Consider the following 25,952-nt stretch of genomic DNA (forward strand, 5'->3'; position numbering starts at 1 on the left):
GTCAGTCGCCCTTCGTGAGGATGTCGCGGGGGTTGAGGCGCAGCACCCGTGCGCCGGGGACGAGGGTGGCCAGGGCCGCGATGCCCAGGCCGGTGGCGCCGACCTTGGCGATGTCGGCGGCGCCGAGCCGCACATCGATCGAGTCGATGGGATCGGCCTCGGGCTCCTTCTCCTGCGGGAGCGCGTTGGTATTGCTGTGGTCGGGGCCGGTGTCGCCGGAGGCGGCCTCGTCCGCGGCCGCGGATACGTTGCCGGCCAGGAGCCGGTCGCCGACGGCCTGCGACAGGAACTGGCTGCCGGCCGCCGCGAACCCGACGGCGAGCAGCGCGCAGGCCATGACCTCGACGAGCTGCTGGCCGAGCAGCTTGGGCTTCTTCTCGCCGAGCGACAGCAGGATGCCCAGCTCCTTGCGGCGTTCACGCAGGGACGAGGCGATGATCAGGGCGAGGATGACCGTGCCGGCCACGGCGACCAGCCACACGGTGACGGTCGCGAAGTCGGCGGTCTTGGTGATGGGCCCGACGACTTGCTTGTACTGCTTGTCGTTGACGGCCATCGGGAAGATCTTCAGATCCGCGCCGGCCGCCTCGGCGTCCTTCTTGAGCCGCCCGAGGTCGGCCGGGTCGCGCAGGGTGAACGTGGCCTGCCTGAGGTTGCCGCCCTCCTTGCCGACCTTCTTGCCGTCGAGCCGGGTGGCGCCGTCCGGGGTGACGTAGATCTGGTTCGAGGGCGCCATCATCGGCGGAACGTACGTGTCGGTGTCGGGCCTGCTGTCGCGGAAGATGCCGACGACGGTGAACTCGGTGTCCTTGCTGGTCAGGCGTCCGTCCGGGTGCTGAATGTTGGCGCCGAGCTTGATCCGGTCGCCGACCTTCAGCCCGTTGTCCTTCGCCACCCGCTCCTCGACGACCACCTCGTCGTCCTTGCTGTCCGGCTTGATCGCGGAGCCGGCGATCAGCTTCGCGTCGCCGTTGCGGAACGCGGAGACCTGGTCGAGGTCGCGGATGCCGTCCGCCTTGAAGAACGGCGGCGAGCCGTCCTGCCCGGCGGGGGCGGGCACCGGCTCGTGCAGCTCGACCTCGTCGGTGGGCGCGGCCACTCCGTCCTTGGAGTAGTTGCACTTGGCGACCACCGAGGAGGCGCAGATCCGGTCCACGAGCGCGCGCTTCAGATCGCCCTCGTCGCCGATCATGCCGGGCTGCGCACCGTCGGACTTCGTTCCGCCACCCGCGTCGAGCAGCGCGTTGATGTCCAGCTGCATGGTGGCCACGGCACCCACGCTCTGCTTCGCCTCGGCGGCGGCGCGCGCGGCGGCCGACCGGATCAGGAATCCGGACAGGACAAGGGTGCAGATGACGAAGAACAGCCCTGTCATCAATGCCGTCTTGCCTGGATGGGCGGTCAGCCGCCACCAGGCACGCTTGAACAAATTCATGCGCCCCACGCTAGGAGCGGGCCGTTTTGAGCAGCGTTTCGCGAAGTCGGCGCGGGGCGTGCGCCTCAAACACCGTTCAAATACGGGCTCTGATAAACCTGAGGAGCCTGAGGAGCCTCCGAAGGAAAAGGTGCGGGCCGTGCGGGTGCTGGTGGTGGAGGACGAGCAGTACATGGCGCGCGTCCTGGAAATCGGACTGCGCCGCGAGGCCATCGCCGTCGACGTGGTGCACGACGGGGCGAGCGCTCTGGAGCGGGTGACGGTGTACGACTACGACGCCGTGGTGCTCGACCGCGATCTGCCTGGGGTGCACGGCGACGAGGTGTGCCGGCGGATCGTGGAGATGGACCTGGGCTGCCGGATCCTGATGCTGACGGCCGCGGGACGGCTCGGCGACAAGGTGGAAGGGCTCGGCCTCGGCGCCGACGACTATCTCGCGAAGCCCTTCGACTTTCCCGAACTCGTCGCCCGGCTGCGCTCGTTGTACCGGCGCAGTCCGATGGCCCACTCCCCCGTCCTCACGTTCGCGGACGTGGAATTCGATACGCACCGGCGCCGCGTGACGCGCGCGGGCGCGGAAGTGAGACTCACGCCCAAGGAACTCGCGGTCCTCGAACTCCTGATGCGCGCCGAAGGCGGTGTATTGAGCGCCGAGTATCTGCTCGACAAAGCCTGGGACGCCCGGACCGACCCGTTCACGAATGCGGTACGGCTGGTCGTCCACACCCTGAGGAAAAAGCTGGGGGAACCGCAGCTCGTGCACACCGCGATCAGTGCGGGTTATTACCTGGGGACGAAATGACGGCCGTACGCCGCATGTTCAGCATCCACGGCCGCCTCTTCGCCGGCTTCGCCACCGCGCTCGGGCTCTGCGCGGCGCTGATGGTCGCGGTCATCTACGTCGGGATGCGCTACGTGCCCACGTACGACCTGACCACCCCGGTCCGTATCGACCCCTCCAGCACACCGCTGCCCGAGTACACGCCGGCCAAGCCGGTGGAGAGCGCCGATCCCGGCCAGAAGTTCGACACGCGTGCCATCACGTCCAAGGAGGACGTCTGGAACACCGTCCTGGTGATCTCCATCGGCGGGGTGCTCGTGGTCGGCACACTCGGCCTGACCGCGGGCTGGTTCCTGTCCAAGCGGCTGCTCGCGCCCCTGCACACCATCAACGACGCGGCCCGCAAGGCTGCCGGCGGCAACCTGAGCGGCCGGATCGCCGCGCAGGGACCGCCCGACGAACTCCATCAGCTCGCCGACACCTTCGACGAGATGCTGGCCCGTCTGGAGGAGTCCTTCGCGGCCCATCAGCGCTTCGCCGCGAACGCCTCCCACGAGCTGCTCACCCCGCTCGCCACCACCCGCGCGGCCCTCCAGGTCGCGGGCGACGCCCCGACCCGCGAGGAGCTGGCCGAGCTGCTCCCGATGCTGCGGGAGACCAACGAGCGGGGCATCGCGATCGTCAGCGCGCTGCTCGGCCTCGCGAGCGCCGGGAACGTGCCCTTCGACCCCGAGCCCGTCGACCTCTCCCGGCTCGCGACGGCCGCCGCGGCCGAGCGCGCGGACCGGGCCTCCTCGTACGTCCTGCGGCTCGACACCGAGATCGAGCCGCAGGTAGCGGTGACCGGCAGCACCACCCTGCTCCGGCAGCTGCTGCTCAACCTCCTGGACAACGCGCTCACGCACAACGTGCCGGACGGGAGCGTGCACTTGGCGCTGTTCGGCACGACGGACCAGTCGGCCACCGGCCCGGACCAGGTGGTCGTGGAGATCACGAACACCGGTCCGCACGTGCCGGAGTCCGAGGTGGACCGGCTCTTCGAACCCTTCCACCGCGCGGACTCCTCCCGGATCGCCAGCGACCGCTCCGGCCACGGCCTCGGGCTTCCCCTGATCCGCTCCATCACGGCCGCCCATCACGGCACCCTGGACGCCCGCCCCAACCCCACCGGCGGCCTGACCATCCGGATCACACTTCCGCGCGCATGAGGCGGTTGGCGAAGGTGGACATGGTGTAGGCGCCGATGGCCAGGACGACCTCCAGGGCGTTGCGCCGCGTGTAGCCGTGGGACAGGAACTCGGCGAGCCGCCGGTCCGACACCGCACCCGTCGTGGCGAGCAGGTCGAGGGTGAACTGGCGGGCCGCTTCGAGGCGTTCGTCCGACAACTCCCGCTGCTCACCCAGCTCCTTGATCAGCTTCTCGACGCGCTCCGGTTCCGCGTCCAGGCCCCGCAGCTTGCCGGTGTGCATCAGCACGCACACATGGCACCCGTTGCGTACGGCGAGGGTCATGATGACCACCTCGCGGGCCAGGGGGTCGAGGGTGCTGCCCTCCAGGGCGGCGCTCAACTCCAGGAAGCCCTTGAGCAGTTCGGGCGATTCGCCGAGGAGTGCCATGACCTTCTTCTGTGCCTGTGCATCGAGCATGCGTACGCCCCCTAAAATCGACAACATGGTTGACGAGAAGAAGGTAAACCAGGTTGTCGATCCGGGCAAGGAGGTTTCCGCGCGCCCAACTCCCGCCCCAGGTCCGGGCTTCGAGCTCCCCCTGCTCCTCTTCGCGGGCTTCCGCACCCTCATCGACGCGCTCCACACCGAGCTCGCCGACCGCGGCCACCCCGACAGCAGGCCCGCGTACGGCTTCGCGCTGCAGGCCATCGGCCCCGACGGCGCCTCCGCCAGCGAGATCGGCCGCCGCCTCGGCATCTCCAAGCAGGCCGCGGGCAAGACGGTCGACCGCCTCATCGCCCTCGACTACGCCGAGCGCACCGACGACCCCGCGGACGCCCGCCGCAAACTGATCCGCCGCACCCCCCGCGGCAACGAGATGCTTCGCCTCTCCGCCGAGATCTTCGACCGCCTCCAGGCGGACTGGACCCGCACCCTGGGCGAGGACCGCCTCCGCGCCCTCACGGAGGACCTGCGCACGGTGGTCCCGGCACGGACGGCGCTGCGGCTGGACGCGGCGGCTTGGATGGGCGGGCCTTAGCGGGTGTCCGTCCGGGGACCCGCGAGCCCGGAGTCCCAGACCCAGGCGGCGATCCCCACTCGGTTACGGGCTCCCAACTTGCCCTGGATATGGGCGATATGCGTCTTCGCCGTCCCCGCGGAGATGAACAGCGCGGCACCGATCTCGGTGTTGGTCAGCCCGTCCGCGACCAGCCGCGCGACCTCCTCCTCGCGGGCCGTGAGCGGGGACGGTCCTCTCGCGGGGGCCTGGGCCTCGACGGGCGGCGGCGTCCGCAGCAGCCGCACGGTGATCTGCGGGCTGATCAGCAGGTCGCCGGACATCGCCGCGCGTACCCCTTCGATCAGCAGCCCCGGGCCCGACCGCTTGAGCAGGAAGCCACAGGCGCCGTCCCGCAGGGCTGTCCGTACGTGGTCGTCGTGGTCGAAGGTGGTGACGACCAGGACCGGGATCGGGTCGGCGGCCTCCGGGCCCGCGAGGCGCCGGGTGACTTCGAGGCCGTCGAGTCCCGGCATCCGGATGTCGGCGACGACCAGATCGGGGCGCAGGCTCCGGGCCAGTTCGACCGCGGTGAGCCCGTCGGCGGCCTCGCCCACGACGGTCATGTCCGGTTGCGAGCCGAGGATCAGCCGGAACCCGCTGCGGACATCGTCCTGGTCGTCGGCGAGGAGGATGCGGATCACTGCGGCTCCTTCGTGGGGCGGGGTGCGCCGGGAGTCCTCGGCAGCAGGGCGGTCACGTGCCAGCCACCACTGTCGGCCGGTCCCGCGGTGAGCGTGCCGCCGACGGCCTGCGCGTGCTCCGTCAGCGCGGGCAGCCCCAGACCGCCGCGGCGCGCGCGAGGGGTCCGGGCCCGGGTGGCGGGTGCGTCGTCGGTGACACGGAGTTCCACCTCCGTGGGTGTCGACGTCAGCGAGACCTGGGCCAGCCGGGCGCCGGGTGCGTGCCGGCGGATGTTCGTCAGAGCCTCGACGACGATGCGGTACGCCGCCGCGCCGGCCTCCCGGGAGAGAGCGTCCGGCACGTCCGGTGGCATACGGAGCTCGGCACGCGTCGCACCCACCGAGGTGAAGTCGTCGATCAGCGACGGCAGTTGGGCCAGTCCGGGCAGGCCGTGCGCGGTCGCGCTCTCCGGTCCGTGCAGCATCTCGACCGTACGGTCCATCGCCGCCAGCGCGCTCAGCCCCGCCCGCTCGATCCGTTCGAGCGCGAGCACCGCCTGCTCGGGATCGGTGGCGGCGATGAAGCGGGCTGCCTGCGCCTGGACGACGATCCCGCTGACGTCATGCGCCACGAAGTCGTGCAGATCGCGGGAGAGCTGGAGCCGCTGAGCCCGCCGGGCCGCTGTGACGGCGGCCCGGCGCCGGCTCTCCATCCGGCGCAGATACGCACCGGCCGCCACCGCCCCCAGCGCGGGCAGCAGCCAGAACGCGAAGGCGCCCGCGCGTTCCAGGAACGACCCGTCGATCAGCACCGCGGGCCAGACCGCGACGGCCAGGGCGGCGAGCGGCACGGCGGCGCGGGGCTCCCACCGCGGCACCGGGGGCGACCAGCGGACGACCGCGGCGAGCAGCGGCAGCAGGAGCGCGGCCTCCAGGAGCTTCCAGCCGGACCCCGTCGGCAGGCCCGGCGCGGGCTTGCCGAGCGAGGTGGCGAGGGAGAGGGCCGCGCAGACGAGAGCGGGGCGGGCGAGCCGGGTGCGATGGGCGCGGGGGCGGAACAGAACCCAGGCCAGGACGCCGAGCGCCGCCGCCGCGGGCAGCGCCCCGAGCACCAGGTCGCGAGCGCCTGTTGCGGCGGCGAGCGTCGCGGTCACCACGGTCCCCTCCGTCCCCCCGGACCTTCCCCCGGCCCGTACGGCACCCCATGGCAACCGCATGGCAACCGCACACCACCCGCCAGCGTACGAGAGGAAGATCCCTCCCCGCCTCTGCCGATCGGCAGAAAGCGCCTCCGTGCGAGGCCGGGCTTTGTGCCGATCGGCGGATGGGACCGGCGGCCGCCGCACACAAGAGTTGATCCCGTCCGGCAGGCAGACGGCTGGCAGTCAGACGGCTGGCAGGCCGGCAGACAGTCCGGCAGTCAGCCCGGCCGGACAACAACAGGCCCACCTCACACGGGAGTTCACCATGGGACGCACCACCCTCACTCGCCCCGCCACCCGACGAGGGCGCCGCATCGCCTCGCTCGCCGCCGTCGGTATCGCGCTCGCCTCGGTGGCCGCGGCCTCCCCGGCCGCGGTCGGCGCACCGGCCGGCTCCCCGCACACGGTCAAGCCGACTGCCGTACGGAAGGCGAGTGTTCACGGCTCGGCGCGCATCGCGTACGCCTACTCGCCCGACCACACGATCCGCTTCACCGTGCACGCCGAGGCTGCCCCGTTCACCCGCCCCATGCCGGGCCTCGACCTGCCGGGACTGCCCACCGACGCCAAGGGCACCGTGCGGATCAGCCACTACGTGCCGGAGACGGGCGAGACCGGCACCTCCACCGCGCGGATCGACTGCATGGTGACCGGCGGCCGGACGGCGACGCTCACCGCGATCGTCACCAAGTCGAACGTCCAGGAGGTCGGCCGGCGCATCGGGATCAGCGTCCAGGAGAGCCGGGGCGCGGAGCCCGGCCGGCTCGGCTTCGGCTGGGACATCGTGAACTTCGAGCCGCGCGAGACCGACGACGAGGGCCGCGCGGTCCAGCCCCCGGTCGGTACGTGCATGGCTCCGGCGCCGTTCGCACCGGTGATCCGGGGCGGGTTCGACGTGGTGCACGCCGGTCTTCCCGCACTCCCCGAGGCTGCCCCCCGTGGCTGAGACCTTGCCGGCCGGCGCCGCACCGGCCGCGGCCCGCCGCTCCCGGCACGCACCCGCCCCGCGGGTGTCACGCCCCGTCCGCTGGGCCGCGCACGCCGCGGCCCTCACCCTCGTACCGACCGGGCTGTGGCGCACGGCCATCGCCCTGGGCTGGGACTCGGGGTTCGGCGGGGACCTCGATCCCGCGCACTTCCCGGGCCCGCACTCCTTCCACCTGATCGGCCTGAGCCTGTTCGCCGAGGCGCTCGGCCTGCTCACGCTCGGTCTGGTCCAGCGCTGGGGCGAGGTGCTGCCGCACTGGGCTCCCCGGCTCGGCGGCCGCACGATTCCCCCGCTCGCCGCGGTGGTCCCGGCCGCGCTCGGGGCGGCGCTGGTCACCTTCATCACCATCAGCGGGGCGTTCTCCTGGAACGAGCCGGACACCATGGGCTCGCCCGACGCACCCCAGGGAGCCCTCCGGTGGGTCATGACGCTCTGCTACGCGCCCCTGCTCGCCTGGGGCCCGCTGCTCGGCTTCGTCACCGTCGCCTACTACCGGCGGCGGAAGGTCTGACCGGGGTGGCCGCCCCGCGCGAGGCGCGGCGGTCACCCCTGCCGACGACGCAACCGCCTACCAGGCAAAGGCTTCCGGCGAAGGACCCGGACCCGGGAAGATCTCGTCGAGACCGGCCAGGACTTCCTCGGACAGCTCCAACTCGACCGCCCGCAACGCCGATTCGAGCTGCTCGGCGGTGCGCGGGCCGACGATCGGGCCGGTCACGCCGGGCCGGGTGAGCAGCCAGGCGAGTGCGGTCTCACCCGGTTCGAGGCCGTGCTTGTCCAGCAGGTCCTCGTACGCCTGCACCTGCTCGCGCACCTTCGTGTTCGCGAGCGCCTCCGCGCTGCGGCCGCTCGCGCGGCGCCCGCCCGAGACCTCCTTCTTGATGACCCCGCCGAGCAGCCCGCCGTGCAGCGGCGACCAGGGGATGACCCCGAGGCCGTACTCCTGCGCGGCCGGGATGACCTCCATCTCGGCGCGGCGTTCGGCGAGGTTGTAGAGGCACTGCTCACTGACCAGGCCGTACGAGCCGAGCCTGCGGGCGGTCTCGTTGGTCTGGGCGATCTTCCAGCCGGGGAAGTTGGACGAGCCCGCGTAGAGGATCTTGCCCTGCTGGATCAGTACGTCGACGGCCTGCCAGATCTCCTCGACCGGGGTGCGGCGGTCGATGTGGTGGAACTGGTACAGGTCGATGTGGTCCGTCTGCAGCCGCTTGAGGGAGGCGTCCACGGCGCGGCGGATGTTGAGGGCGGAGAGCCGGTCGTGGTTGGGCCAGACGTCGCCGTCGCCGGCCATGTTCCCGTAGACCTTGGTGGCGAGGACGACCTTGTCGCGCCGGCCGCCGCCCTGCGCGAACCAGGTCCCGATGATCTCCTCGGTGCGGCCCTTGTTCTCGCCCCAGCCGTAGACATTGGCGGTGTCGAAGAAGTTCACGCCCGCGGCGAGGGCGGCGTCCATGATCGTGTGGCTGTCGGCCTCGTCGGTCTGCGGACCGAAGTTCATGGTGCCGAGCACGAGGCGGCTGACCTTGAGTCCTGTACGTCCCAGCTGTGTGTACTCCATGGGGCCCAAGCCAACGCCTTGGAGCCCACTCCAGGCAAGGGTGGGCGAGCGGGGCGGGCCAGGGGCGCTACGCCCCGACGACGGATGCCACCGCGATCACAGCGAACATCAGCACGAGCACACCGGCCATGATCCGGTTACGAGTCTTCGGGTCCACGCCATCGAGGTTAGCCGCTGCCTTCGAGCGGCCACCGCCCGACCTCCTCGTACCGCGGCTGTTCGCCGGGGACGCCGCTCCTGGGCAGATGGCTGCGGACGAGGCTGAGGTGCTCCACGGTCCACGGCGTCCCGGCGAATCCGTCCAGCTCGGCGGCGTACGGGACGAGGTCCACGAGCGGAGGGTGCGTCTGGTGCCGTCCGGCGCCGCTGCGGGCCAGCGTGAGATGCGGCACGAACCGGTGCGGGTCCTCCAGGGCGAGGCCCGCCCGGCTCCCGGCGGCGTGCGCGCGCTCGGCGAGCCGCCGCAGCGTCGCGGTGTCGCCGTTGGCCCCGGCCCACAGGGCCCGCTGCCCGAACCGCCCGCTGCGGTAGAGGCCGAGTTCGAAGGCCGGGGTGCGGTGCGCGGCCCTGCGCAGCCGCTCGTCGAGGTCCGGGCGGACGGTGTCCGGCACCTCGCCGAGGAAGGCGAGCGTGAAGTGCCAGCCGTCCGGCTCGGTCCACCGGAGCTTGTCGGCGCCCGGGAAGTTCCTCAGCTCATCGACGACATACCGCAGTTCGTCCACGGCTGCGGGCGGCGGCAGCACCGCCACGAAGAGTCGCACTCTCTGGCCTCCATCCCAGCCTTCACGGATCCGCGGCAGCCTGCGCATCCGGCCGCCGCGAACCCGCAGCAGCCTACGCAGCCACCGCCGTGGCCACCTGGTCCCGCGGAACAAACCGCACATGCGGGTGGCCGTGATGCCAGCGGACCCGCATCCGCAGGTCCCCTGCGCGGGCCAGCATCAGGCCGACCCCCGCCGCCGCGAGCAGCGCGATGAGCCCGCCGAAGGCCATTCCGGTCCGCACGCCGTACGCGTCCGTGATCCAGCCGACGAGCGGCGCTCCCACCGGCGTACCACCGGTGAAGACCATCATGAAGAGCGCCATCACGCGGCCCCGCATGACCGGGTCCGTGGCCATCTGGATCGACGAGTTGGCGGTGACGTTCACCGTCAGACCGGCCACGCCGAGCGGCACGAGCAGCAGGGCGAAGATCCAGAAGGACGGCGAGAGCGAGGCCATCACGAGCAGTCCGCCGAAGGCGATGGCCGCCCCGACGAGCACCCGCAGACGGGTGGCCCCGCGCCGTGCGGCGAGCAGCGCACCGGCCAGCGAACCGGCCGCCATGAGCGTGTTGAGCATGCCGTACGTGCCGGCGCCGGCGTGGAACACGTCGTCGGCGAAGGCGGAGAGCCAGATCGGGAAGTTGAAGCCGAACGTGCCGATGAACCCGACGAGCACGATCGGCCAGATCAGTTCGGGCCGTCCGGCCACGTACCGCAGGCCCTCCTTGAGCTGGCCCTTGGCGCGCGGCGACGTCTCGACCTCGTGCAGCTCGGACGTGCGCATCAGCGCGAGTGACAGGAGCGGCGCGATGAAGGAGAGTCCGTTGAAGAGGAAGGCGTAGCCGGAGCCGACCGCCGCGATCGAGACACCGGCGACGGCCGGTCCGATCAGCCGCGCCGACTGGAAGTTGGCGGAGTTGAGGCTCACCGCGTTGGCGAGCTGGTCCTTGCCGACCATCTCGGAGACGAAGGTCTGCCGGGCCGGGTTGTCGACGACGGTGACGAGACCCATCACGAACGCCGTCAGGTAGACGTGCCACACCTGGACGTGCCCGGTGAGCGTCAGGGTCGCGAGCGCGAGGCCGGTGAGGCCCATCGCGGACTGCGTGAAGAAGAGCAGGGGGCGCTTCGGCAGACGGTCCACGAGGACGCCGCCGTACAGGCCGAAGAGCAGCATGGGCAGGAACTGCAGGGCCGTGGTGATACCGACGGCCATGGCGGATCCGGTGAGGCTGAGCACCAGCCAGTCCTGGGCGATGCGCTGCATCCAGGTGCCGGTGTTCGAGACGACCTGTCCGGTGAAGAAGAGCCGGTAGTTACGGATCTTCAGGGAGGAGAAGGTCGAAGGCTTGGTACGGGCGGTGGAGTCGTGGGCGGTCGGTGCGGGGGCGGAGTCTGCTCCGGATCCCGTACTCAAAAGGGCTCGCCTCCTCGGCGTTCAGGGCTTCGTTCGTCGCGGCGGCCGCGGGTGTGGCGCCACAGGTGCGGCGCTACAGGTGCGCGAGCTTCTCCAGGACGGGGGCGGCCGCGCGCAGCTTCGCCCATTCGTCCTCGTCGAGCCCGTCGGCGAGCGTCGCCAGCCAGGCGTTCCGCTTGCGGCGGCTCTGTTCGAGCATGGCCTCGGCCTGCTCGGTCTGGCTGACCACCTTCTGCCGGCGGTCCTCGGGGTGAGGCTCCAGCTCGACCAGCCCCTTGGCCTCCAGCAGTGCCACGATGCGGGTCATCGACGGCGGCTGGACGTGCTCCTTGCGGGCGAGCTCGCCGGGTGTGGCGGAGCCGCATCGGGCGAGGGTGCCGAGCACCGACATCTCGGTCGGGCTGAGCGACTCGTCCACACGCTGGTGCTTGAGCCGGCGTCCGAGCCGCATCACGGCCGAACGCAGGGAGTTCACGGCGGCTGCGTCGTCGCCATGGGAAAGGTCAGGCATGTAGTTAGAGTAACTCATTACTCTCGCTAAGGAAACAACCTGACACCCCACGCGCCTCAAGAGTTCCTCAAGATTTCTACGCCGCTCACAAGGGAAGATCACCCATATGGGTGAGCCCATCGCGGAAAGTGACGCGGAACCGGAGCGCTCCCGGCGACTCTGGACCGCATGGGGACCAGCGTGCTCAGCCTGCGTATAGACGGAGAGCTGCTCGACCGACTCCGTCACCATGCCGGCATAAGGGGAATGAACGTCCAGGACTATGTGATCCGCGCCCTGGTGCGGAACGACTTCGACGAGCGCTTCAAGGCGGCCGTCGAGGAGACACAGAGGTTCTACGGAGAGCAGTACGGGGAGACGCACGGGGAGGCGTACGCGGACCAGGCGCCGGAAACGGAACAGCCCGGGCTCCCCACAAGGAGGAGCCCGGGCCGTCATGCCGCGCCCGCTCAGGTCAGCCCGAGCGCCGGCATCAGGTAGTAGAAGCCGAACACGGCGGCCACCGCGTACATCGCGACCGGCACCTCGCGCCCGCGGCCCGCGGCCAGGCGCAGGACGCAGAAGCTGATGAAGCCGATGCCGATGCCGTTGGTGATCGAGTAGGTGAACGGCATCATCAGCATCGTCAGGAACGCCGGGATGGCGATCGTGTAGTCCTTCCAGTCGATCGCGGTGATCGAACCGGACAGGATCAGGAAGCCCACCGCGAGCAGCGCGGGCGTGGCCGCCTGGGACGGGACCATCAGGGCCAGCGGCGTCAGGAACAGCGAGGCGGTGAAGAGGCCGCCGGTGACGATGTTCGCCAGACCCGTGCGCGCGCCTTCGCCGACCCCGGCCGTCGACTCCACGAAGCAGGTGGTGGCCGAGGAGGAGCTGGCGCCGCCCGCGGCGACCGCGAGGCCGTCGACGAGCAGGACCTTGTTGATGTTCGGCATCTGGCCGTCCGCGTCCACCAGCTTCGCCTCGTCGGCGACGCCCATGATCGTGCCCATCGCGTCGAAGAAGCACGAGAGCAGCACGGTGAAGACGAAGAGGATGCCTGTGAGCAGGCCGACCTTCTCGAAGCCGCCGAACAGGCTGACCTGACCGACCAGACCGAAGTCCGGCGAGGCCACCGGGTTGCCCGGCCACTCGGGCGTGGTCAGACCCCAGCTGGGGATGTCGGCGACCGCGTTGATGATCATCGCGACGACGGTCATCACGACGATCGAGATCAGGATCGCGCCGGGCACCTTGCGCACGATCAGCGACAGCGTGAGCAGCGCGCCGATCACGAAGACGAGGACGGGCCAGCCGTTGAGGTGACCGTCGGCGCCGAGCTGCAGCGGGACCGTGGTGTGGGCGGCGTCCGGGATACGGGAGACGAAGCCCGCGTCGACCAGTCCGATCAGCATGATGAAGAGGCCGATACCGATCGCGATGCCCTTGCGCAGGCCCAGCGGCACGGCGTTCATCACGCGCTCACGCAGTCCGGTCGCCACGAGCAGCATCACGACGAAACCGGCGAGCACGACCATGCCCATCGCGTCCGGCCAGCTCATGCGGGGCGCGAGCTGCAGCGCGACGACGGTGTTCACGCCGAGGCCCGCGGCGAGCGCGATCGGCACATTGCCGATGACGCCCATGAGCAGGGTGGTGAACGCGGCGGTGAGCGCGGTCGCGGTGACCAGCTGGGCGTTGTCCAGCTGGTTGCCGTACATGTCCTTCGCGCTGCCCAGGATGATCGGGTTCAGCACGATGATGTACGCCATCGCGAAGAAGGTCGCGAAGCCTCCGCGGACCTCACGGGCGACGGTCGAGCCACGCTCGGAGATCTTGAAGAAGCGGTCGAGCGCGCCGTCCGCGGGGGGCGGCGGGAGCTTGGGATCGACCGGGGCCGGGGCCGAGGTGGACATGCGTGACCTTCGACGGAGGGAAACGGAGGGGGTGACGCCGTGCTCGATTTGTGGCAACAGACGAAAGAATCAAGCCATACCAGAGCTGTTTCAGTATGAATAAACAGGCCCTAAAAAGCTATCTACGCGCGTCGCACCCGATCAGGGGCGGCCACCGACGCTCCGCGGGCGAGCGCCTAAGCTGACTGCATGGCGAAGTGGGAAGCGAAGCACGAGGCACCGGAGCCCCTGGAGGGCCCCGTAGTCGCCACCATCACCGGCGGCACGATCCTGTGGTTCGTCCTCTTCCTGGTGCAGGTCCCCTTCTACGGCTGGTTCGACGACCGCGATCTGACCTGGTGGGTGTGGACCTGCCTGGCCGGCGGCGGGCTCGGGATCATCGGCATCTGGTACGTGCGCAAGCGGGACGCGGCGATCAAGCGGCACGCGGCCGAGCGGGAAGCCGCCGGGCACGAAGGCGCGCGTAATACCGAGGTCTGATCTTTTGGCCCCGTAACCCTGAAACCCTGCCTCTCGACGGGTAACAGCAACACTCGCCCCGTACCGTCTGAGGCATGACGCAGGAGCAACGAGGCACCATCGACGCCGGGGCCGAACTCGACCCCGTACACCCGGTAGCGCCTCCCGAGTCCGCCGACCGGGCCCGCGGCCTCACCACCGCCGAGGTGGCCGAGCGGGTGGCGCGCGGCGAGATCAACGACGTGCCGGTGCGCAGCAGCCGCTCCATGGCCGACATCGTGCGCGCCAACGTCTTCACGCGCTTCAACGCGATCATCGGCGTGCTCTGGTTCGTCATGCTGTTCGTCGCACCGATCCAGGACAGCCTCTTCGGCTTCGTGATCATCGCGAACACCGGCATCGGCATCATCCAGGAGTGGCGCGCCAAGAAGACCCTGGACAGCCTGGCCGTCATCGGCGAGGCGAAGCCGACCGTACGGCGTGACGGGGTCGCCGCCGAGGTGTCGACCGCCGAGATCGTGCTCGGGGACCTGATCGAGATCGGGCCCGGCGACAAGATCGTGGTCGACGGCGAATGCGTCGAGGCCGACGGCCTGGAGATCGACGAGTCGCTGCTCACCGGTGAGGCCGACCCGGTCCTGAAGAAGCCGGGCGACCAGGTGATGTCCGGCTCGTTCGTGGTCGCCGGCGGCGGTGCGCACACCGCAACGAAGGTGGGGCGCGAGGCGTACGCGGCGCAGCTCGCCGAGGAGGCCAGCCGCTTCACACTCGTCCACTCCGAGCTGCGCTCCGGTATCTCCACGATCCTCAAGTACGTGACGTGGCTGATGGTCCCGACCTCGATCGGTCTGGTCATCTCGCAGCTCGTCGTCAAGGACGACGACCTCAAGCAGTCCATCGCGTACACCGTGGGCGGCATTGTCCCGATGATCCCGGAGGGCCTGGTCCTCCTCACGTCCGTGGCCTTCGCGATCGGCGTGATCCGCCTGGGCCGCAAGCAGTGCCTGGTGCAGGAGCTGCCCGCGATCGAGGGCCTGGCGCGCGTGGACACGGTGTGCCTGGACAAGACGGGCACGCTGACCGAGGGCGGCATGGACGTCACGGATCTGCGGATGCTCAACGGCTCCGACGAGACGTACGTCCGCAAGGTCCTCGGCGCGCTCGGCGAATCCGACCCGCGGCCGAACGCCTCGCTGCAGGCGATCATCGACGCCTACCCGGACGCCGAGGACTGGCGCTGCACCGAGTCGCTGCCGTTCTCCTCGGCCCGCAAGTACAGCGGGGCGAGCTTCAGCGAGGGCAACGGCGAGAACTCGACGTGGCTGCTCGGCGCCCCCGACGTGCTGCTGCCCGCCGACGACCCGTCGCTCGCCGAGATCGAGGACCTCAACAAGCAGGGTCTGCGCGTCCTGCTCCTGGCGCGCAGCGACGCCCGCGAGGTCGACGACCCCTCGGTCGCCGAAGGCGCCCGCGCCACGGCCCTCGTCGTCCTCGAACAGCGCCTTCGCCCCGACGCGGCCGACACCCTGCGCTACTTCAAGGACCAGGACGTCGCCGCGAAGGTCATCTCCGGTGACAACGCCGTCTCGGTCGGCGCGGTGGCCGGCAAGCTCGACCTGCCGGGCGCGGAGAACACCGTCGACGCCCGTACGCTCCCGACCGACCAGGGCGAGATGGCCCAGGTCCTCGACGACAACGCGGTGTTCGGGCGGGTCACCCCGCAGCAGAAGCGGGACATGGTCGGCGCGCTGCAGTCCAAGGGGCACACGGTCGCAATGACCGGCGACGGCGTCAACGACGTGCTCGCGCTCAAGGACGCGGACATCGGCGTCTCGATGGGCTCGGGCTCCGAGGCCACCCGCGCGGTCGCCCAGATCGTCCTGCTCAACAACAGCTTCGCGACGCTGCCTTCGGTGGTCGCGGAGGGCCGCCGCGTCATCGGCAACATCACCCGCGTCGCGACCCTCTTCCTCGTGAAGACGGTCTACTCCGTCCTCATCGCCCTCCTGGTGGTCTGCACGCAGGTCGAGTACCTCTTCCTGCCCCGCCACCTCACGCTGCTCTCCACCCTCACCATCGGCGTCCCGGCCTTCTTCCTCGCGCTCGCCCCCAACAAGGAGCGCGCCAAGCCGCACTTCGTGAAGCGCGTCATGCGGTACGCGATCCCGGGCGGCGTGATCGCGGGCACCGCCACCTTCGTCACGTACATCCTGGCCCGCAGCCACTACTCGGGCCCGGGCGCCCGCGAGGCGGAGACCAGCGCGGCGACGCTCTGCCTGTTCCTCGTCGCCATCTGGGTCCTGGCGATCATCGCCCGCCCCTACACGTGGTGGCGCCTGCTCCTGATCGGCACGATGGGCTTCGGCTTCATGCTGGTCATGGTCGTCCCCTGGCTCCAGGACTTCTTCCAGCTGAAGCTCGCGGGCACGACGATGCCGTGGTCGGCGGTCGCCATCGCCGCGGTGGCGGCGGCGGGGATCGAGTTCGCGTTCCGGTGGGTGGACCGGAAGTTCCCGGCGTAGTCCGGATACAGGAAGTTCCCGGCGTAGTCCGGACGCACGAGAGCCCGTCCCTCTTTGCGAGGGACGGGCTCTGTGCGTCCTCAGTCGAACCAGCGGTCCCGCGCCAGTTCCTCCGTGCGGGACGGGTCCTCCAGGAGGGCCGCGACCTCGAAGCGGCGGGGCCACTGGGCCGCCGCCCAGGCCAGGCCCGCTGCCACGCCCTCCAGGGTTGCGGCGTGGACGGTGCCGTCCGGTGCGCGGTGCCAGTCGACCTCCAGGCCGTCGACCAGGAGTTCCTCGTATTCGCGGTACGAGGCGGGGGTCGAGGGGCCGAGCAGAGTGCGTACCGAGGCCGGGACCTCGTGCTCGGCGGACTCCCCTGTGACCGTGCCCGTGACCACGTTGCTGAGGCGGCGGACCTGGAAGAGGTCCGCCAGGTCCGCGGCGCGCGACGGGGCGACCGGGAGCAGCGGGCGGCCCTCCGCGAACGGAAGCAGGTCCGGGGCGTCCGCGACCAGAGCCTCCGACGCGTCCACGACCACCACCGCACCGTCCACCACGGCCCGCAGCTCGTCGGGCAGCGTGACCTGTTCGGGGTCGAGACCGGCCAACGCACCGTACAGGCCGTGGAGTTGAGCGGAGGAAACCGGCAGGGACGGGTCCGCGAGACGGTCGAGGAGTTCCGCCGCGCCGCCCGGCTCGTCGAGCAGCGCGGCGACGGACGTACGGACGCCGAGGGCGCGGAGCACCTGCTCGTCATCGAAGCCGCTCGCGTCCGCCTCCTCGTAGAGGCCGGCCAGGAGCGGATCGCCGCCCGCCGCGCGCAGGCCCGCGGGACGGCGCCCGTCGAGGACGGGGTGCCCGCGCAGCCACCACGCGGTGTACGGGCGGACCGACTCCGTGGTGCCGTCGGGCAGCAGGATGCGGACGCGCTGGGTGAGCGCGTCACGCAGCGGCGGCTGCGCGAGCAGGGCCAGGGCCTCGGGCCAGCGCTCGTCGTCGACGAGGTCGAGGTCCCGTACGGCGACGAGTTCGGTCGCGACCGGCGGCACCGGGGTGTCGGGGAGCGCGTCGAGGAGGTCCTCGCACCACACGTCCACGGCGTCGAGCAGGCCCGCGTCGTCGGGCTCCGCGAAGTCGCCCTCGCGGGGCTCCAGTTCATCGGGGTCGAGGACGACATCCGTGGCCCGTACGAGCGCGAAGTTCGCGAGGACGCCGCAGGCGGCGAGCGGCTGCTCGCCCCAGCGCGCGGCGAGTTCCGCGTCGGCCTCGCCCAGTTCGCCGGGCCGGATCACGGCGGCGAACGGGCTGCCGGGCAGGGCCAGTTCGCCCGCGGGCGCGAGCTCGCCCTCGTCGTCGGGGAGCGCGAGCGCGCCCAGCCACGGCTCGTCGCCGGGCGCCAGCGCGGCGTCGCGGGCGAGGCCGAGGACGACCTCCGCCAGCTCCTCGGCGTCCAGGGCGTCCTCGTCCCACACGTCCCCGAGCCCGCCGTCGAGTGAGGCCGCGACCGCGGCCCTGACCTGCGGCGTACGGAGCACGGCGCGCGGCGTCGCGGGCAGCGCGCCCAGCTTCTCCAGGAGCGCGTGGGCGGCGTCGGGGTGGGTGACCTTGAGACCGAGGCGCGCCAGCTGCTGTGCGTCGGACGGGGTGTCCGCGGCCGGGAGCAGCACCTGCCGCGGCCCGATCGTGGTCCGCCCGTCGGCGAGCGGCACCGGGAGCCCGGTCAGCCGGTCGGGGTCGACCCCCGCCAGGGACTCGTACAGCCGGAACCACCACCCGGCGTCGCGCTCCAGACCCGCGAGCCGGTCGATGGCGTCCTGCAGCGGAAGCCGCGCGACACCGAGCGTGCGCAGCTCGGCCCGGCGTTCCAGGCCCGCGGGCAGCAGCGTCGGCAGCACCTCGGCGAGGACCCGTACGGTGTCGGCGCCCGCGCCTTCGACGACCTCGGCCTCGAAGGGGCGCAGGGCGAGCGGGAGTTCGTCGTCGGCGAGGCCGCCGCGGGCGTCGGGGTCGCCGCCGTCCGGACGGCCCGTCCCGTGCTCAGCCGTCCCGGCGTCCTCCGGCCCGCGCCTGCCGGGCCCGGATCCGGCGCCCGCGACCGCGGGCGGCAGGAACGCGGTGCGCGGCAGCAGCTCCAGGACCGCGGCCCGCAGCGCGCCGTCCAGCTCGCCCTTGCCGAGCGGGCCCGGCACCAGGTCGATCAGGCCGGTGGTCACCGGCCGCCAGTCGCCGAGCAGTTCGGCGTACGCGGCGGCGGCGCGGGCCACCAGGAAGTCGGTGAGCGGGCCGGGGGCGACGTGCCGGCGGGTGGTGTCCAGCGGGAACGAGGCGATGAGCAGGGCGGGCACGCCGAGCGGTTCGTCGCTCGGCGTCGGGGCGTGCACGACCGGGGCCGTGCGGGGACGCTCGGGCGCGCCCTCGGCGTCCACGGGGACGGCCCAGGTGACGGTCCAGTGCGGCCGCAGCCGCTCCTCGACCGGCCGGTCCCGGAGCAGCTTCGCGTCGGTGGGCCCCTGCCGCGTGGTGGTCCGCCAGCGGCTGACGCCGTCGCGGCTGTCCTCGATCCGGACGAGCCCGCCGGTCTCATGGTGTCGGGTGAGCGTCCGTACGCCGTCGTCCGTCTCGACCACGACCTCGGCGAGACCGGGCAGCGTGAGCAGCAGCGAGGCGTCGACGCCGGCGAGCAGCCGCTCGGCGAGCGCGGTCGCGGCGGCGTCGCGCAGCGGCAGCACCACGACGGTGTCGTACGGGGCCGGGGCCTCGCCCTCGGCGGGCAACGGCAGCCGCAGCAGCGGCACATGGCCCTCGCGGCGCCGCAGCTCGTCCGCGAGACCCGGCTGCCGTTCGGCCGCGTCCTGTACGAGGGTCCGCGCCTCGGCCAGCGACCAGCGGACACCGCCGCCGCGGCCGAGGACGGCGGGTTCGTCGGACACGGCGAGCACGGACGCGAAGCCGACCCCGAACCGGCCCACGGTCCCGTCGCCCTCCTCGCGCTTGGCGCTGGCCCGCAGGGTGCTGAGGGACTCCACGCCCTGTGCGTCCAGGGGGGCGCCGGTGTTGGCGGCGGCGAGCACGCCGTCGCGGAGGGTGAGCCGGAGCCGGCCCTCGGCGCCCTTGCGGGCGGCCGCGTCGGCGGCGTTCTGCGCGAGTTCGACGATGACGCGGTCGCGGTAGCCGCCGAGCGCGAGGTCCTCCTCGGCGTTGGCGTCCTCGCGGAAGCGGGCCGGGGATGCTGCCCACGCGTCGAGTACGCCGCGGCGCAGCCGTGCGGTTCCGAAGGGGTCGGTCGTCACGGGGCGGGGGCCTTTCGGTCAGGGGCGGTGCGGGTGCAGTGACGTTACCGCCTGGGCGGACGGGTCATGTTCCCCGTCCACCCGGCCGCACCACGCCGGTCCCCGGCCTACGAATGCCCGAGGTCCTCCGCGCCGGAGACCGCACCCACCGACACCGACCCGGAATCCGCGTCGGGCCGCAGCGGCATCGCATCGACCAGGAACTCGTCGATGACCGGCTTGGACGGCACCGGAGGCTTCGGCATCACGGCCGCCTCGGAGTGGCCGCCGCAGCCGTACGAAAGGGAGACGACCCGGCCGTCGGCCGGACCGAACTCGTTGGCGCAGAGGCCGAACGCCTGCCCGAGGGAGCCGCCGAGCGGGACCAGGAAACCGCAGGACATGCAGGAGGCCGGAGCCGCCTGCGCCATCGGCGTCTTCGCGCCGAAGGACTCGTCCCAGCGGTCGGCCGCACCGTGCAGCCCGTAACGCGACAGCACCCGCGCACGCCGCATGCCGAGCTCCTCGGCGACCGAGGCGATCGAGCCGCGGGCCGGAACGAGCGGCAGGGAGGCGGGCGGACCCGCGGTGACCTCGGCGTCCTCGGCCTCGACCAGGGAGGCCATCTCCTCGGAGACCGCGGAGTTCGGCGGCGGCGCGTCCTCGCCGGAGAAGCCGGGCTCCAGGCGGAGGTCGTCGGCCTCGGTGGGGAGCAGATCGCCGGGGCCCATGTCGCCGGGGCGCAGCCGCTCGCTCCACGGCACCCACTCGGGGGCGAGAAGGGCGTCGGTGCCGGGCAGCAGCACCGTCTCGCTGAGGGTGACGTACTTCGCACGGGACGCGCGGGCGACCGTCACCGCCCAGCGCCAGCCCCGGTAGCCCGGTTCCTTGCACTCGAAGTAGTGGGTGACCACCCGGTCCCCCTCGGCGACCGCCGAGACATGCTCTCCGACGACGCCGGGGAACGCGGCCTCCTCGGCCGCCTCCCTCGCGAGGTCCACCGCCTCGGCGCACAGGCGGTCAGGGGTGCGGCTTCGCGTTGTCGCTGCGCTCACAGGTATCGCTTCTCTCCTACGCCGTGTCACGGGTGCGCCGGTCCCGGCGACGGGGCGGACGGAGCGGACCGAAGGGCCGCGTCGACGTCCGCGCCCGGTCACTCTCGGGCGCACCTATACGAACCATTCTGCGGGATCGCGAAGAGGCGCGCGGCCAAGACCAACCGCCGCAGGCGCGCTACGCACGCTACCCCCTCCGAGGGCGAAGGCCCACATGGCATCGTCCGCGAACCCGTACGAACCCCGCAGGAACGGGGTGAGGGCCGGGCGCGTTGGGGCACTATGTCGGGGTGACCATCTCGCCCGGAGGTGCCGGGGGTGTCCCCCGGAAAAGCACAGCACGTGCGTCGGGGGATGCGGTGCGCAGGGCGGGCCGTGCCGCGGGCCGTGTCCTGGGTGCGCCCTTCGCGAAGGCGGGGCGCGGGGTCCGGCGGGTGACCAGCGCGCATGGCGCGGGCGAGTCGGGGCTCGGGAAGCTGATCGAGCTGCACGCGGTGAACAGCGCGGGCGACATGCTCGTCACCGTCGCCCTCGCCTCCACCGTCTTCTTCTCGGTACCGACCGACGAGGCCCGCGGCCGCGTCGCGCTCTACCTCGCGATCACGATGGCCCCGTTCGCGCTGCTCGCCCCGGTGATCGGCCCGCTCCTGGACCGCATACCCCACGGCCGCCGCGCCGCGATGGCCGCCGCGATGCTGACGCGGGCGCTGCTCGCGCTGACGCTGGCCGGCGCGGTGGTCTCCGGGAGCCTCGAGCTGTATCCGGCGGCGCTCGGGGTGCTCGTCGCGTCGAAGGCGTACGGGGTGGTGCGCAGCGCTGTCGTGCCGCGGCTGCTGCCGCCGACGTTCTCGCTGGTCAAGGCGAACTCGCGGGTGACACTCGGCGGTCTGCTCGCGACCGGGCTCGCGGCTCCGCTGGGCGCGGGACTGCACCAGATCGGGCCGCGCTGGCCGCTGTACGGGGCGTTCGCGCTGTTCGTCGTCGGCACGTTCCTGTCGTTCACGCTGCCGCACAAGGTGGACTCGGCGAAGGGCGAGGACAAGGCGCTGCTCGCCGCCGACGAGGAGCATCTGCGCCGTGCGCACGGAAAGCGGCCGGGGCTGCGGACCGTCGGCCCCTCGGTCACGCACGCGCTCGCCGCGAACGCGGGGCTGCGCTGTCTGTCCGGGTTCCTGATCTTCTTCCTGGCGTTCCTGCTGCGCGAGCATCCCTTCGCCGGGCAGAGCGCCGCCGTCTCGCTCGGCATGGTCGCGGTCGCCGCGGGGCTCGGGAACGCGCTCGGCACGGCGGCCGGTGCGGCGCTGCGCGGCCGCGCGCCGGAGCTGATCGTGGTGACGGTGCTCGCCGCCGCCACCGGCGTCGCGGTCACCGCGGCGGTGCTCTTCGGCACGGTCCTGGTGGCGGCGCTCGGCGCGGTCGCGGGCGCCGCCCAGGCCCTCGCCAAGCTGGCGCTCGACGCCCTGATCCAGCGCGACGTCCCCGAACAGGTCCGCAACTCCGCGTTCGCCCGCTCCGAGACGCTGCTCCAGATGGCGTGGGTGGTGGGCGGCGCGATCGGCATCGTGCTCCCGCTGCACGGCGTCGTCGGCTTCGCGGTGGCCGCGGTGATCGTCGGAACGGCCTGGATCCTGACGCTGCGGGGCCTGGTCACCGCGTCCCGCCACGGCCCCGCGCACCCTCGGGTCGCATAAGGGGCGTGCGCACCGCCACGCCGTACCCACCTGGCCGTACGCGCCACACCTCCCGATAGCCTTCGGCCATGACCTCCCTGCGCTTCTCCGCCAAGGGCCGCCGCGTCGCGGCCACGCTTGGCGCCGTTTCGGCCGGCCTGCTCGTGCTCTCCGCGTGCGAGAAGCCGAGCCCTGTCGCGACCGTCACCTTCGGCAGCGACTCGGTGTCGACCGATGCGACCTGCTACGAGCACGACAAGAACCTGCCCATGAAGGAAGCCGCCGCCTGCGCGCTCAAGAAGTCCGCGAAGACCATCAAGGTCAAGCAGGGCGAGACGCTGCGCGTCGGGGTCGACCCCGAGGTCGCCGAGACCGGCTGGTCGCTCTGGATCAACGGCCAGCAGGCCACGAACCCGTACAAGAAGACGTACTACTCCTTCGACGGCATCGACCTGTTCGCCCCGCAGCAGGGCCAGCCCGCCCCGAAGACCCTCTACGTGAGCGTCGTCGAACAGAACGAGCGCGGCGACAAGGTCAAGGGCGTGTGGAACTTCAAGCTCGAGAACGCCGACGCGTAAGAAGGCCGCGATGCGTGTCCTGGTCGTGACCGCGGTGCCGGCGGAGGCGGAAGCCGTCGCCGCCGGCGCTCCCGGCCTGGAGGTGACCGCGGCCGGTGTCGGCCCCGCGGCCGCCGCTGCCGCCACCGCCCGTGAGCTGACCGCCGCCGCACTCGGCGGCCGGCCCTACGGGCTCGTCGTCTCCGCCGGGATCGGCGGCGGGTTCCTGCCCGCCGCCCCGGTCGGCTCGCTCGCCGTCTCCGACGCGATCGTCGCCGCCGACCTGGGCGCCGAGACGGCCGACGGCTTCGTGCGCGTCACGGACCTCGGCTTCGGCACCGTCCGCCACGAGCCGCCCGCCGCGCTCGTACGGGACCTCGCCGCCGCCACCGGCGCCCGCACCGGCGCCGTGCTCACCGTCTCCACGGTCACCGGGTCCGCGGCCCGCGCGACCGAGCTGGCCGCCCGCCATCCCGGTGCGCTGATCGAGGCGATGGAGGGCTTCGGGGTCGCCGAGGCCGCCGCCGCCCAGGGTGTCGCGGCCGTCGAGATACGTGCCGTCTCCAACCCCGTGGGACCCCGCGACCGTTCTGCCTGGCGGATCGGCGACGCGCTGGCAGCGCTCACGGACGGGTTCGGGAAGGCCGCACCCGTACTGGAGAGTTGGAACCCGTATGACCACTGAGCCGATGACCACTGAGCAGCCGGCCTCCGGGCAGCCGCTGAAGATCGCCTACTCGCCCTGCCCCAACGACACCTTCGTCTTCCACGCCTGGGCCCACGGCCTGGTCCCCGGGGCACCCGAGCTCGATGTCACGTTCGCGGACATCGACATCACCAACGGGATGGCCGAGCGCGGCGAGTTCGACGTCCTCAAGGTCTCGTACGCCGTGCTGCCGTACGTCCTCGACGAGTACGCGCTGCTGCCGTGCGGCGGTGCGCTCGGGCGGGGCTGCGGGCCGCTGGTGCTCACGCGGGAGCCGGGCGTCGACCTGACCGGCAGGACCGTCGCCGTGCCGAGCGAGAAGTCGACCGCGTATCTGCTCTTCCGGCTGTGGGCCGCCGACACGCTCGCCGGCGACGTCGGCGAGATCGTGGTCCTGCCGTTCCACGAGATCATGCCCGCGGTGCGCGACGGCCGGGTCGACGCCGGTCTCGTCATCCACGAGGCGCGCTTCACGTACCAGGACTACGGGCTGCACTGCCTCGCCGACATGGGCGTGCACTGGGAGCGGATGACCGGTCTGCCGATCCCGCTCGGCGCGATCATCGCCAAGCGCTCGCTGGGCGAGGAGACGCTGAAGTCCCTCGCGGACGCGGCCCGTTCCTCGGTCCGGATGGCCTGGGACGACCCACAGGCCTCGCGCGCGTACGTCCTGGAGCATGCCCAGGAGATGGACCCGGCGGTCGCCGACCAGCACATCGGCCTGTACGTCAACGAGTTCACCGCCGACCTCGGCGAGGACGGCCACGCGGCGATCCGCGGCTTGCTCACACGCGCCGCGGCCGAGGGGCTCGTCCCGCCCCTCGGCCGCGATGCGCTCAACCTCGTATAGCTAGACGTCCAGCTGGTCCGCGACCGCCCGCAGCATGCCGGCGATCTTCGAGCCGTGCGCCTTGTCGGGGTAGCGGCCGCGCTCCAGCTGCTGGGTGACGTTCTCCAGGAGCGTGGTCAGGTCCTGCACGATCGACGCCAGTTCGTCGGGCTTGCGGCGCTGGGCCGCGGCGACCGACGGTGCCGGGTCGAGCAGGGTCACGGAGAGCGCCTGGTCGCCGCGCTGCCCGGCGACCACACCGAACTCCACCCGCTGGCCGGGCTTGAGCGAGTCGACGCCGGCGGGCAGCACGGAAGAGTGGACGAAGACGTCGCCGCCGTCATCGCGGGAGAGAAAGCCGAAGCCCTTCTCGGAGTTGAACCACTTGACCTTGCCCGTCGGCATGTCCGTCCTCGTCCTCGTACTGGTCGCCCGTTCACAAAACGGCTCTGGATAGCACTGCAGCGGGCCGTGTGGACCCGCCGACACCAAGACTATTGGTCCAGGCGCCCCTGACAAGCCTGCTTTCCGCTGCTCCCGGCGGCGCCCGTCGCCCCCTGTCCGCAGGGAACTACCCTGGCCACGTGAGCAACACACCTTCCGGGCCCGGCGACCGGCTCGTACGCATCGGCGCGATCGTCTTCCTCATCGGGACGGTGGCCACTATGGCCACCGTTGCCCCTTTGTTCCTGGGAACGGAGCCGTTCCCGTCCATCGCGTATGCCGTGTGCATGCTGATGGGCCTCGGCTTCGCCATCGCCGGGGCCGGGGTGCTGAAGTCGATCGCGGTGCAGCGCCGTCAGGCGCGCGCCTCGCAGTAGCCGGCCAGCCACTGCGGGAACGCGGTGAGGTCCGTGAGGACCACGTCCGCGCCCGCCGCGCGCAGCTCGTCCGCGGAGCAGGGTCCGGTCGGCACCGCAACCGAGAGGGCGTCCGCCGCGCGGGCGCCCCGGACGTCGCCGAGGTGGTCGCCGACGTAGACCTGGGCGCCGTACTCGCGCAGCGCCTGCGCCTTGCCCTCCGCCCAGAGGCGGCCTATCACCGCGTCCGGGTCGATGCCGAGGTGGTCGAGGTGGCGCTTGGCATCGGGGTCGTTCTTGGCGGTGACCACGATCGCCCGCCCGCCGGCCGCGCGGACGGCGGCGATCGCCTCGCGGGCGCCGGGCATCGCGGGGGACGGGGCGATGGCGTACGAGGCGTACATCCCGCGGTAGTGCGCGGCCGTGGCGGTGATCTCCGATTCCGGGAACCAGTGCGCGAGTTCCTGCTCCAGGGGCGGGCCGAGCCGCGAGACCACAAGGTCGGTGTCGATGTGCACGCCCGTCTCGGCACGCAGCGCCTCGAAGCAGGCCTTGATCCCGGGCCGGGAGTCGATCAGGGTCATGTCGAGGTCGAAGCCGACGGTCAGGAGCTCGGGGCACGCGGTGGAGGTCATGCGGCCATTGTCGCGGGCGGTCCGGGGCGCGGGCCGACGGGGGCGGCGTCCTGGTCCGGCCTAGACT

At 71.9% G+C, this 25,952-nt stretch carries 26 protein-coding genes; 13 read left to right on the forward strand and 13 right to left on the reverse strand.

The window, feature by feature from the left end; all coding sequences use genetic code 11:
• Position 1 precedes the first annotated feature (1 nt).
• Positions 2-1,435, reverse strand: coding sequence for an ABC transporter permease (locus ACIBI4_RS14785; RefSeq protein WP_399204201.1), 1,434 nt, complete (start codon positions 1,433-1,435; stop codon positions 2-4).
• Positions 1,436-1,574: 139 nt separating this feature from the next.
• On the opposite strand from ACIBI4_RS14785, the gene ACIBI4_RS14790 reads away from it, so the two are divergent.
• Positions 1,575-2,237, forward strand: coding sequence for a response regulator transcription factor (locus ACIBI4_RS14790; protein ID WP_399204202.1), 663 nt, complete (start codon positions 1,575-1,577; stop codon positions 2,235-2,237).
• 14 nt (positions 2,238-2,251) lie between these two features.
• Positions 2,252-3,424: a sensor histidine kinase gene (locus ACIBI4_RS14795; protein WP_399204203.1), complete on the forward strand. Its 1,173-nt coding sequence runs from the start codon at positions 2,252-2,254 to the stop codon at positions 3,422-3,424.
• Here the strand turns inward: ACIBI4_RS14795 and ACIBI4_RS14800 are convergent.
• Positions 3,405-3,863, reverse strand: coding sequence for a carboxymuconolactone decarboxylase family protein (locus ACIBI4_RS14800; protein ID WP_399204204.1), 459 nt, complete (start codon positions 3,861-3,863; stop codon positions 3,405-3,407). The two genes, ACIBI4_RS14795 and ACIBI4_RS14800, sit on opposite strands and share 20 nt — an antisense overlap.
• Before the next feature lie 25 nt (positions 3,864-3,888).
• Between ACIBI4_RS14800 and ACIBI4_RS14805 the strand changes: the two genes are divergently transcribed.
• Positions 3,889-4,425, forward strand: a complete 537-nt coding sequence (locus tag ACIBI4_RS14805; RefSeq protein ID WP_399204205.1) for a MarR family winged helix-turn-helix transcriptional regulator — start codon at positions 3,889-3,891, stop codon at positions 4,423-4,425.
• Here the strand turns inward: ACIBI4_RS14805 and ACIBI4_RS14810 are convergent.
• Positions 4,422-5,087, reverse strand: a complete 666-nt coding sequence (locus tag ACIBI4_RS14810; RefSeq protein WP_399204206.1) for a response regulator — start codon at positions 5,085-5,087, stop codon at positions 4,422-4,424. The genes ACIBI4_RS14805 and ACIBI4_RS14810 overlap by 4 nt on opposite strands.
• Positions 5,084-6,223, reverse strand: coding sequence for a sensor histidine kinase (locus tag ACIBI4_RS14815; protein ID WP_399204207.1), 1,140 nt, complete (start codon positions 6,221-6,223; stop codon positions 5,084-5,086). The genes ACIBI4_RS14810 and ACIBI4_RS14815 overlap by 4 nt, the downstream gene beginning before the upstream one ends.
• Positions 6,224-6,533: 310 nt before the next feature.
• Between ACIBI4_RS14815 and ACIBI4_RS14820 the strand changes: the two genes are divergently transcribed.
• Positions 6,534-7,214, forward strand: a complete 681-nt coding sequence (locus ACIBI4_RS14820) for a hypothetical protein (RefSeq protein ID WP_399204208.1) — start codon at positions 6,534-6,536, stop codon at positions 7,212-7,214.
• Positions 7,207-7,767: a hypothetical protein gene (locus tag ACIBI4_RS14825; protein WP_399204209.1), complete on the forward strand. Its 561-nt coding sequence runs from the start codon at positions 7,207-7,209 to the stop codon at positions 7,765-7,767. Before ACIBI4_RS14820 ends, ACIBI4_RS14825 begins: the two co-directional genes overlap by 8 nt.
• 57 nt (positions 7,768-7,824) lie before the next feature.
• Here ACIBI4_RS14825 and ACIBI4_RS14830 read toward each other — a convergent pair whose 3' ends face one another.
• From ACIBI4_RS14830 to ACIBI4_RS14845, 4 genes are all read right to left on the reverse strand, one after another.
• The gene (locus ACIBI4_RS14830; protein WP_399204210.1) at positions 7,825-8,814 is read right to left on the reverse strand and encodes an aldo/keto reductase; all 990 of its coding nucleotides are present in this window, start codon (positions 8,812-8,814) and stop codon (positions 7,825-7,827) included.
• A 167-nt stretch (positions 8,815-8,981) separates the two neighbouring features.
• Positions 8,982-9,575 (reverse strand): RNA 2',3'-cyclic phosphodiesterase, encoded by a 594-nt coding sequence (thpR, locus tag ACIBI4_RS14835; RefSeq protein WP_399204212.1) that lies wholly within the window; start codon positions 9,573-9,575, stop codon positions 8,982-8,984.
• 73 nt (positions 9,576-9,648) lie between these two features.
• Entirely contained in the window at positions 9,649-10,995 is a 1,347-nt protein-coding gene (locus tag ACIBI4_RS14840) for an MFS transporter (RefSeq protein ID WP_399204213.1), read from the reverse strand.
• A gap of 73 nt (positions 10,996-11,068) precedes the next feature.
• Positions 11,069-11,506: a MarR family winged helix-turn-helix transcriptional regulator gene (locus ACIBI4_RS14845; protein WP_399204214.1), complete on the reverse strand. Its 438-nt coding sequence runs from the start codon at positions 11,504-11,506 to the stop codon at positions 11,069-11,071.
• Positions 11,507-11,674: 168 nt separating this feature from the next.
• Here ACIBI4_RS14845 and ACIBI4_RS14850 point away from each other — a divergent pair, with 168 nt between their 5' ends.
• Entirely contained in the window at positions 11,675-11,986 is a 312-nt protein-coding gene (locus ACIBI4_RS14850; RefSeq protein WP_399204215.1) for a hypothetical protein, read from the forward strand.
• On the opposite strand, the gene ACIBI4_RS14855 is transcribed toward ACIBI4_RS14850, so the two are convergent.
• Positions 11,956-13,401: an NCS2 family permease gene (locus tag ACIBI4_RS14855; protein WP_399204216.1), complete on the reverse strand. Its 1,446-nt coding sequence runs from the start codon at positions 13,399-13,401 to the stop codon at positions 11,956-11,958. The genes ACIBI4_RS14850 and ACIBI4_RS14855 overlap by 31 nt on opposite strands.
• A 189-nt stretch (positions 13,402-13,590) precedes the next feature.
• On the opposite strand from ACIBI4_RS14855, the gene ACIBI4_RS14860 reads away from it, so the two are divergent.
• Both ACIBI4_RS14860 and ACIBI4_RS14865 read left to right on the forward strand, forming a co-directional pair.
• Positions 13,591-13,881 carry a DUF2530 domain-containing protein gene (locus ACIBI4_RS14860; protein WP_399204217.1) on the forward strand — a complete coding sequence of 97 codons (291 nt, stop codon included), beginning with the start codon at positions 13,591-13,593 and terminating at the stop codon, positions 13,879-13,881.
• A 74-nt stretch (positions 13,882-13,955) separates the two neighbouring features.
• Positions 13,956-16,382: an HAD-IC family P-type ATPase gene (locus tag ACIBI4_RS14865; protein WP_399204218.1), complete on the forward strand. Its 2,427-nt coding sequence runs from the start codon at positions 13,956-13,958 to the stop codon at positions 16,380-16,382.
• An 80-nt stretch (positions 16,383-16,462) separates the two neighbouring features.
• On the opposite strand, the gene ACIBI4_RS14870 is transcribed toward ACIBI4_RS14865, so the two are convergent.
• Positions 16,463-19,654 carry a sacsin N-terminal ATP-binding-like domain-containing protein gene (locus ACIBI4_RS14870; RefSeq protein ID WP_399204219.1) on the reverse strand — a complete coding sequence of 1,064 codons (3,192 nt, stop codon included), beginning with the start codon at positions 19,652-19,654 and terminating at the stop codon, positions 16,463-16,465.
• Between the two features lie 107 nt (positions 19,655-19,761).
• Complete coding sequence (locus tag ACIBI4_RS14875) at positions 19,762-20,688, reverse strand: DUF3027 domain-containing protein (protein WP_399204220.1); 927 nt, start codon at positions 20,686-20,688, stop codon at positions 19,762-19,764.
• A gap of 359 nt (positions 20,689-21,047) precedes the next feature.
• On the opposite strand from ACIBI4_RS14875, the gene ACIBI4_RS14880 reads away from it, so the two are divergent.
• From ACIBI4_RS14880 to ACIBI4_RS14895, 4 genes are all read left to right on the forward strand, one after another.
• Positions 21,048-22,379 (forward strand): MFS transporter, encoded by a 1,332-nt coding sequence (locus tag ACIBI4_RS14880; RefSeq protein ID WP_399204221.1) that lies wholly within the window; start codon positions 21,048-21,050, stop codon positions 22,377-22,379.
• A 68-nt stretch (positions 22,380-22,447) separates the two neighbouring features.
• The gene (locus ACIBI4_RS14885; RefSeq protein ID WP_399204222.1) at positions 22,448-22,936 is read left to right on the forward strand and encodes a hypothetical protein; all 489 of its coding nucleotides are present in this window, start codon (positions 22,448-22,450) and stop codon (positions 22,934-22,936) included.
• A gap of 10 nt (positions 22,937-22,946) precedes the next feature.
• Entirely contained in the window at positions 22,947-23,600 is a 654-nt protein-coding gene (locus tag ACIBI4_RS14890) for a futalosine hydrolase (RefSeq protein ID WP_399204223.1), read from the forward strand.
• Positions 23,601-23,604: 4 nt separating this feature from the next.
• Entirely contained in the window at positions 23,605-24,471 is an 867-nt protein-coding gene (locus tag ACIBI4_RS14895; protein WP_399204224.1) for a 1,4-dihydroxy-6-naphthoate synthase, read from the forward strand.
• On the opposite strand, the gene ACIBI4_RS14900 is transcribed toward ACIBI4_RS14895, so the two are convergent.
• A complete protein-coding gene (locus tag ACIBI4_RS14900) occupies positions 24,472-24,855 on the reverse strand; it encodes a cold-shock protein (RefSeq protein ID WP_399204225.1) in 384 nt (127 codons plus the stop codon).
• 179 nt (positions 24,856-25,034) lie between these two features.
• On the opposite strand from ACIBI4_RS14900, the gene ACIBI4_RS14905 reads away from it, so the two are divergent.
• Positions 25,035-25,271, forward strand: coding sequence for a hypothetical protein (locus ACIBI4_RS14905; protein WP_399204226.1), 237 nt, complete (start codon positions 25,035-25,037; stop codon positions 25,269-25,271).
• On the opposite strand, the gene ACIBI4_RS14910 is transcribed toward ACIBI4_RS14905, so the two are convergent.
• Positions 25,250-25,885, reverse strand: coding sequence for an HAD family hydrolase (locus tag ACIBI4_RS14910; protein WP_399204227.1), 636 nt, complete (start codon positions 25,883-25,885; stop codon positions 25,250-25,252). The two genes, ACIBI4_RS14905 and ACIBI4_RS14910, sit on opposite strands and share 22 nt — an antisense overlap.
• Positions 25,886-25,952: the final 67 nt, after the last annotated feature.

It is taken from the genome of Streptomyces sp. NPDC050418, from assembly GCF_044458745.1.
Taxonomy (GTDB): domain Bacteria; phylum Actinomycetota; class Actinomycetes; order Streptomycetales; family Streptomycetaceae; genus Streptomyces.

Bases quoted from the DNA above. Each gene is read 5' to 3' on its own strand.
- ACIBI4_RS14785 (WP_399204201.1), bottom strand. From the start codon at position 1,435: ATGAATTTGTTCAAGCGTGCCTGGTGGCGGCTGACCGCCCATCCAGGC.
- ACIBI4_RS14795 (WP_399204203.1), top strand. From the start codon at position 2,252: ATGTTCAGCATCCACGGCCGCCTCTTCGCCGGCTTCGCCACCGCGCTC.
- ACIBI4_RS14800 (WP_399204204.1), bottom strand. From the start codon at position 3,863: ATGCTCGATGCACAGGCACAGAAGAAGGTCATGGCACTCCTCGGCGAA.
- ACIBI4_RS14805 (WP_399204205.1), top strand. From the start codon at position 3,889: ATGGTTGACGAGAAGAAGGTAAACCAGGTTGTCGATCCGGGCAAGGAG.
- ACIBI4_RS14820 (WP_399204208.1), top strand. From the start codon at position 6,534: ATGGGACGCACCACCCTCACTCGCCCCGCCACCCGACGAGGGCGCCGC.
- ACIBI4_RS14830 (WP_399204210.1), bottom strand. From the start codon at position 8,814: ATGGAGTACACACAGCTGGGACGTACAGGACTCAAGGTCAGCCGCCTC.
- ACIBI4_RS14845 (WP_399204214.1), bottom strand. From the start codon at position 11,506: ATGCCTGACCTTTCCCATGGCGACGACGCAGCCGCCGTGAACTCCCTG.
- ACIBI4_RS14850 (WP_399204215.1), top strand. From the start codon at position 11,675: ATGGGGACCAGCGTGCTCAGCCTGCGTATAGACGGAGAGCTGCTCGAC.
- ACIBI4_RS14855 (WP_399204216.1), bottom strand. From the start codon at position 13,401: ATGTCCACCTCGGCCCCGGCCCCGGTCGATCCCAAGCTCCCGCCGCCC.
- ACIBI4_RS14860 (WP_399204217.1), top strand. From the start codon at position 13,591: ATGGCGAAGTGGGAAGCGAAGCACGAGGCACCGGAGCCCCTGGAGGGC.
- ACIBI4_RS14865 (WP_399204218.1), top strand. From the start codon at position 13,956: ATGACGCAGGAGCAACGAGGCACCATCGACGCCGGGGCCGAACTCGAC.
- ACIBI4_RS14885 (WP_399204222.1), top strand. From the start codon at position 22,448: ATGACCTCCCTGCGCTTCTCCGCCAAGGGCCGCCGCGTCGCGGCCACG.
- ACIBI4_RS14890 (WP_399204223.1), top strand. From the start codon at position 22,947: ATGCGTGTCCTGGTCGTGACCGCGGTGCCGGCGGAGGCGGAAGCCGTC.
- ACIBI4_RS14895 (WP_399204224.1), top strand. From the start codon at position 23,605: ATGACCACTGAGCAGCCGGCCTCCGGGCAGCCGCTGAAGATCGCCTAC.
- ACIBI4_RS14900 (WP_399204225.1), bottom strand. From the start codon at position 24,855: ATGCCGACGGGCAAGGTCAAGTGGTTCAACTCCGAGAAGGGCTTCGGC.
- ACIBI4_RS14910 (WP_399204227.1), bottom strand. From the start codon at position 25,885: ATGACCTCCACCGCGTGCCCCGAGCTCCTGACCGTCGGCTTCGACCTC.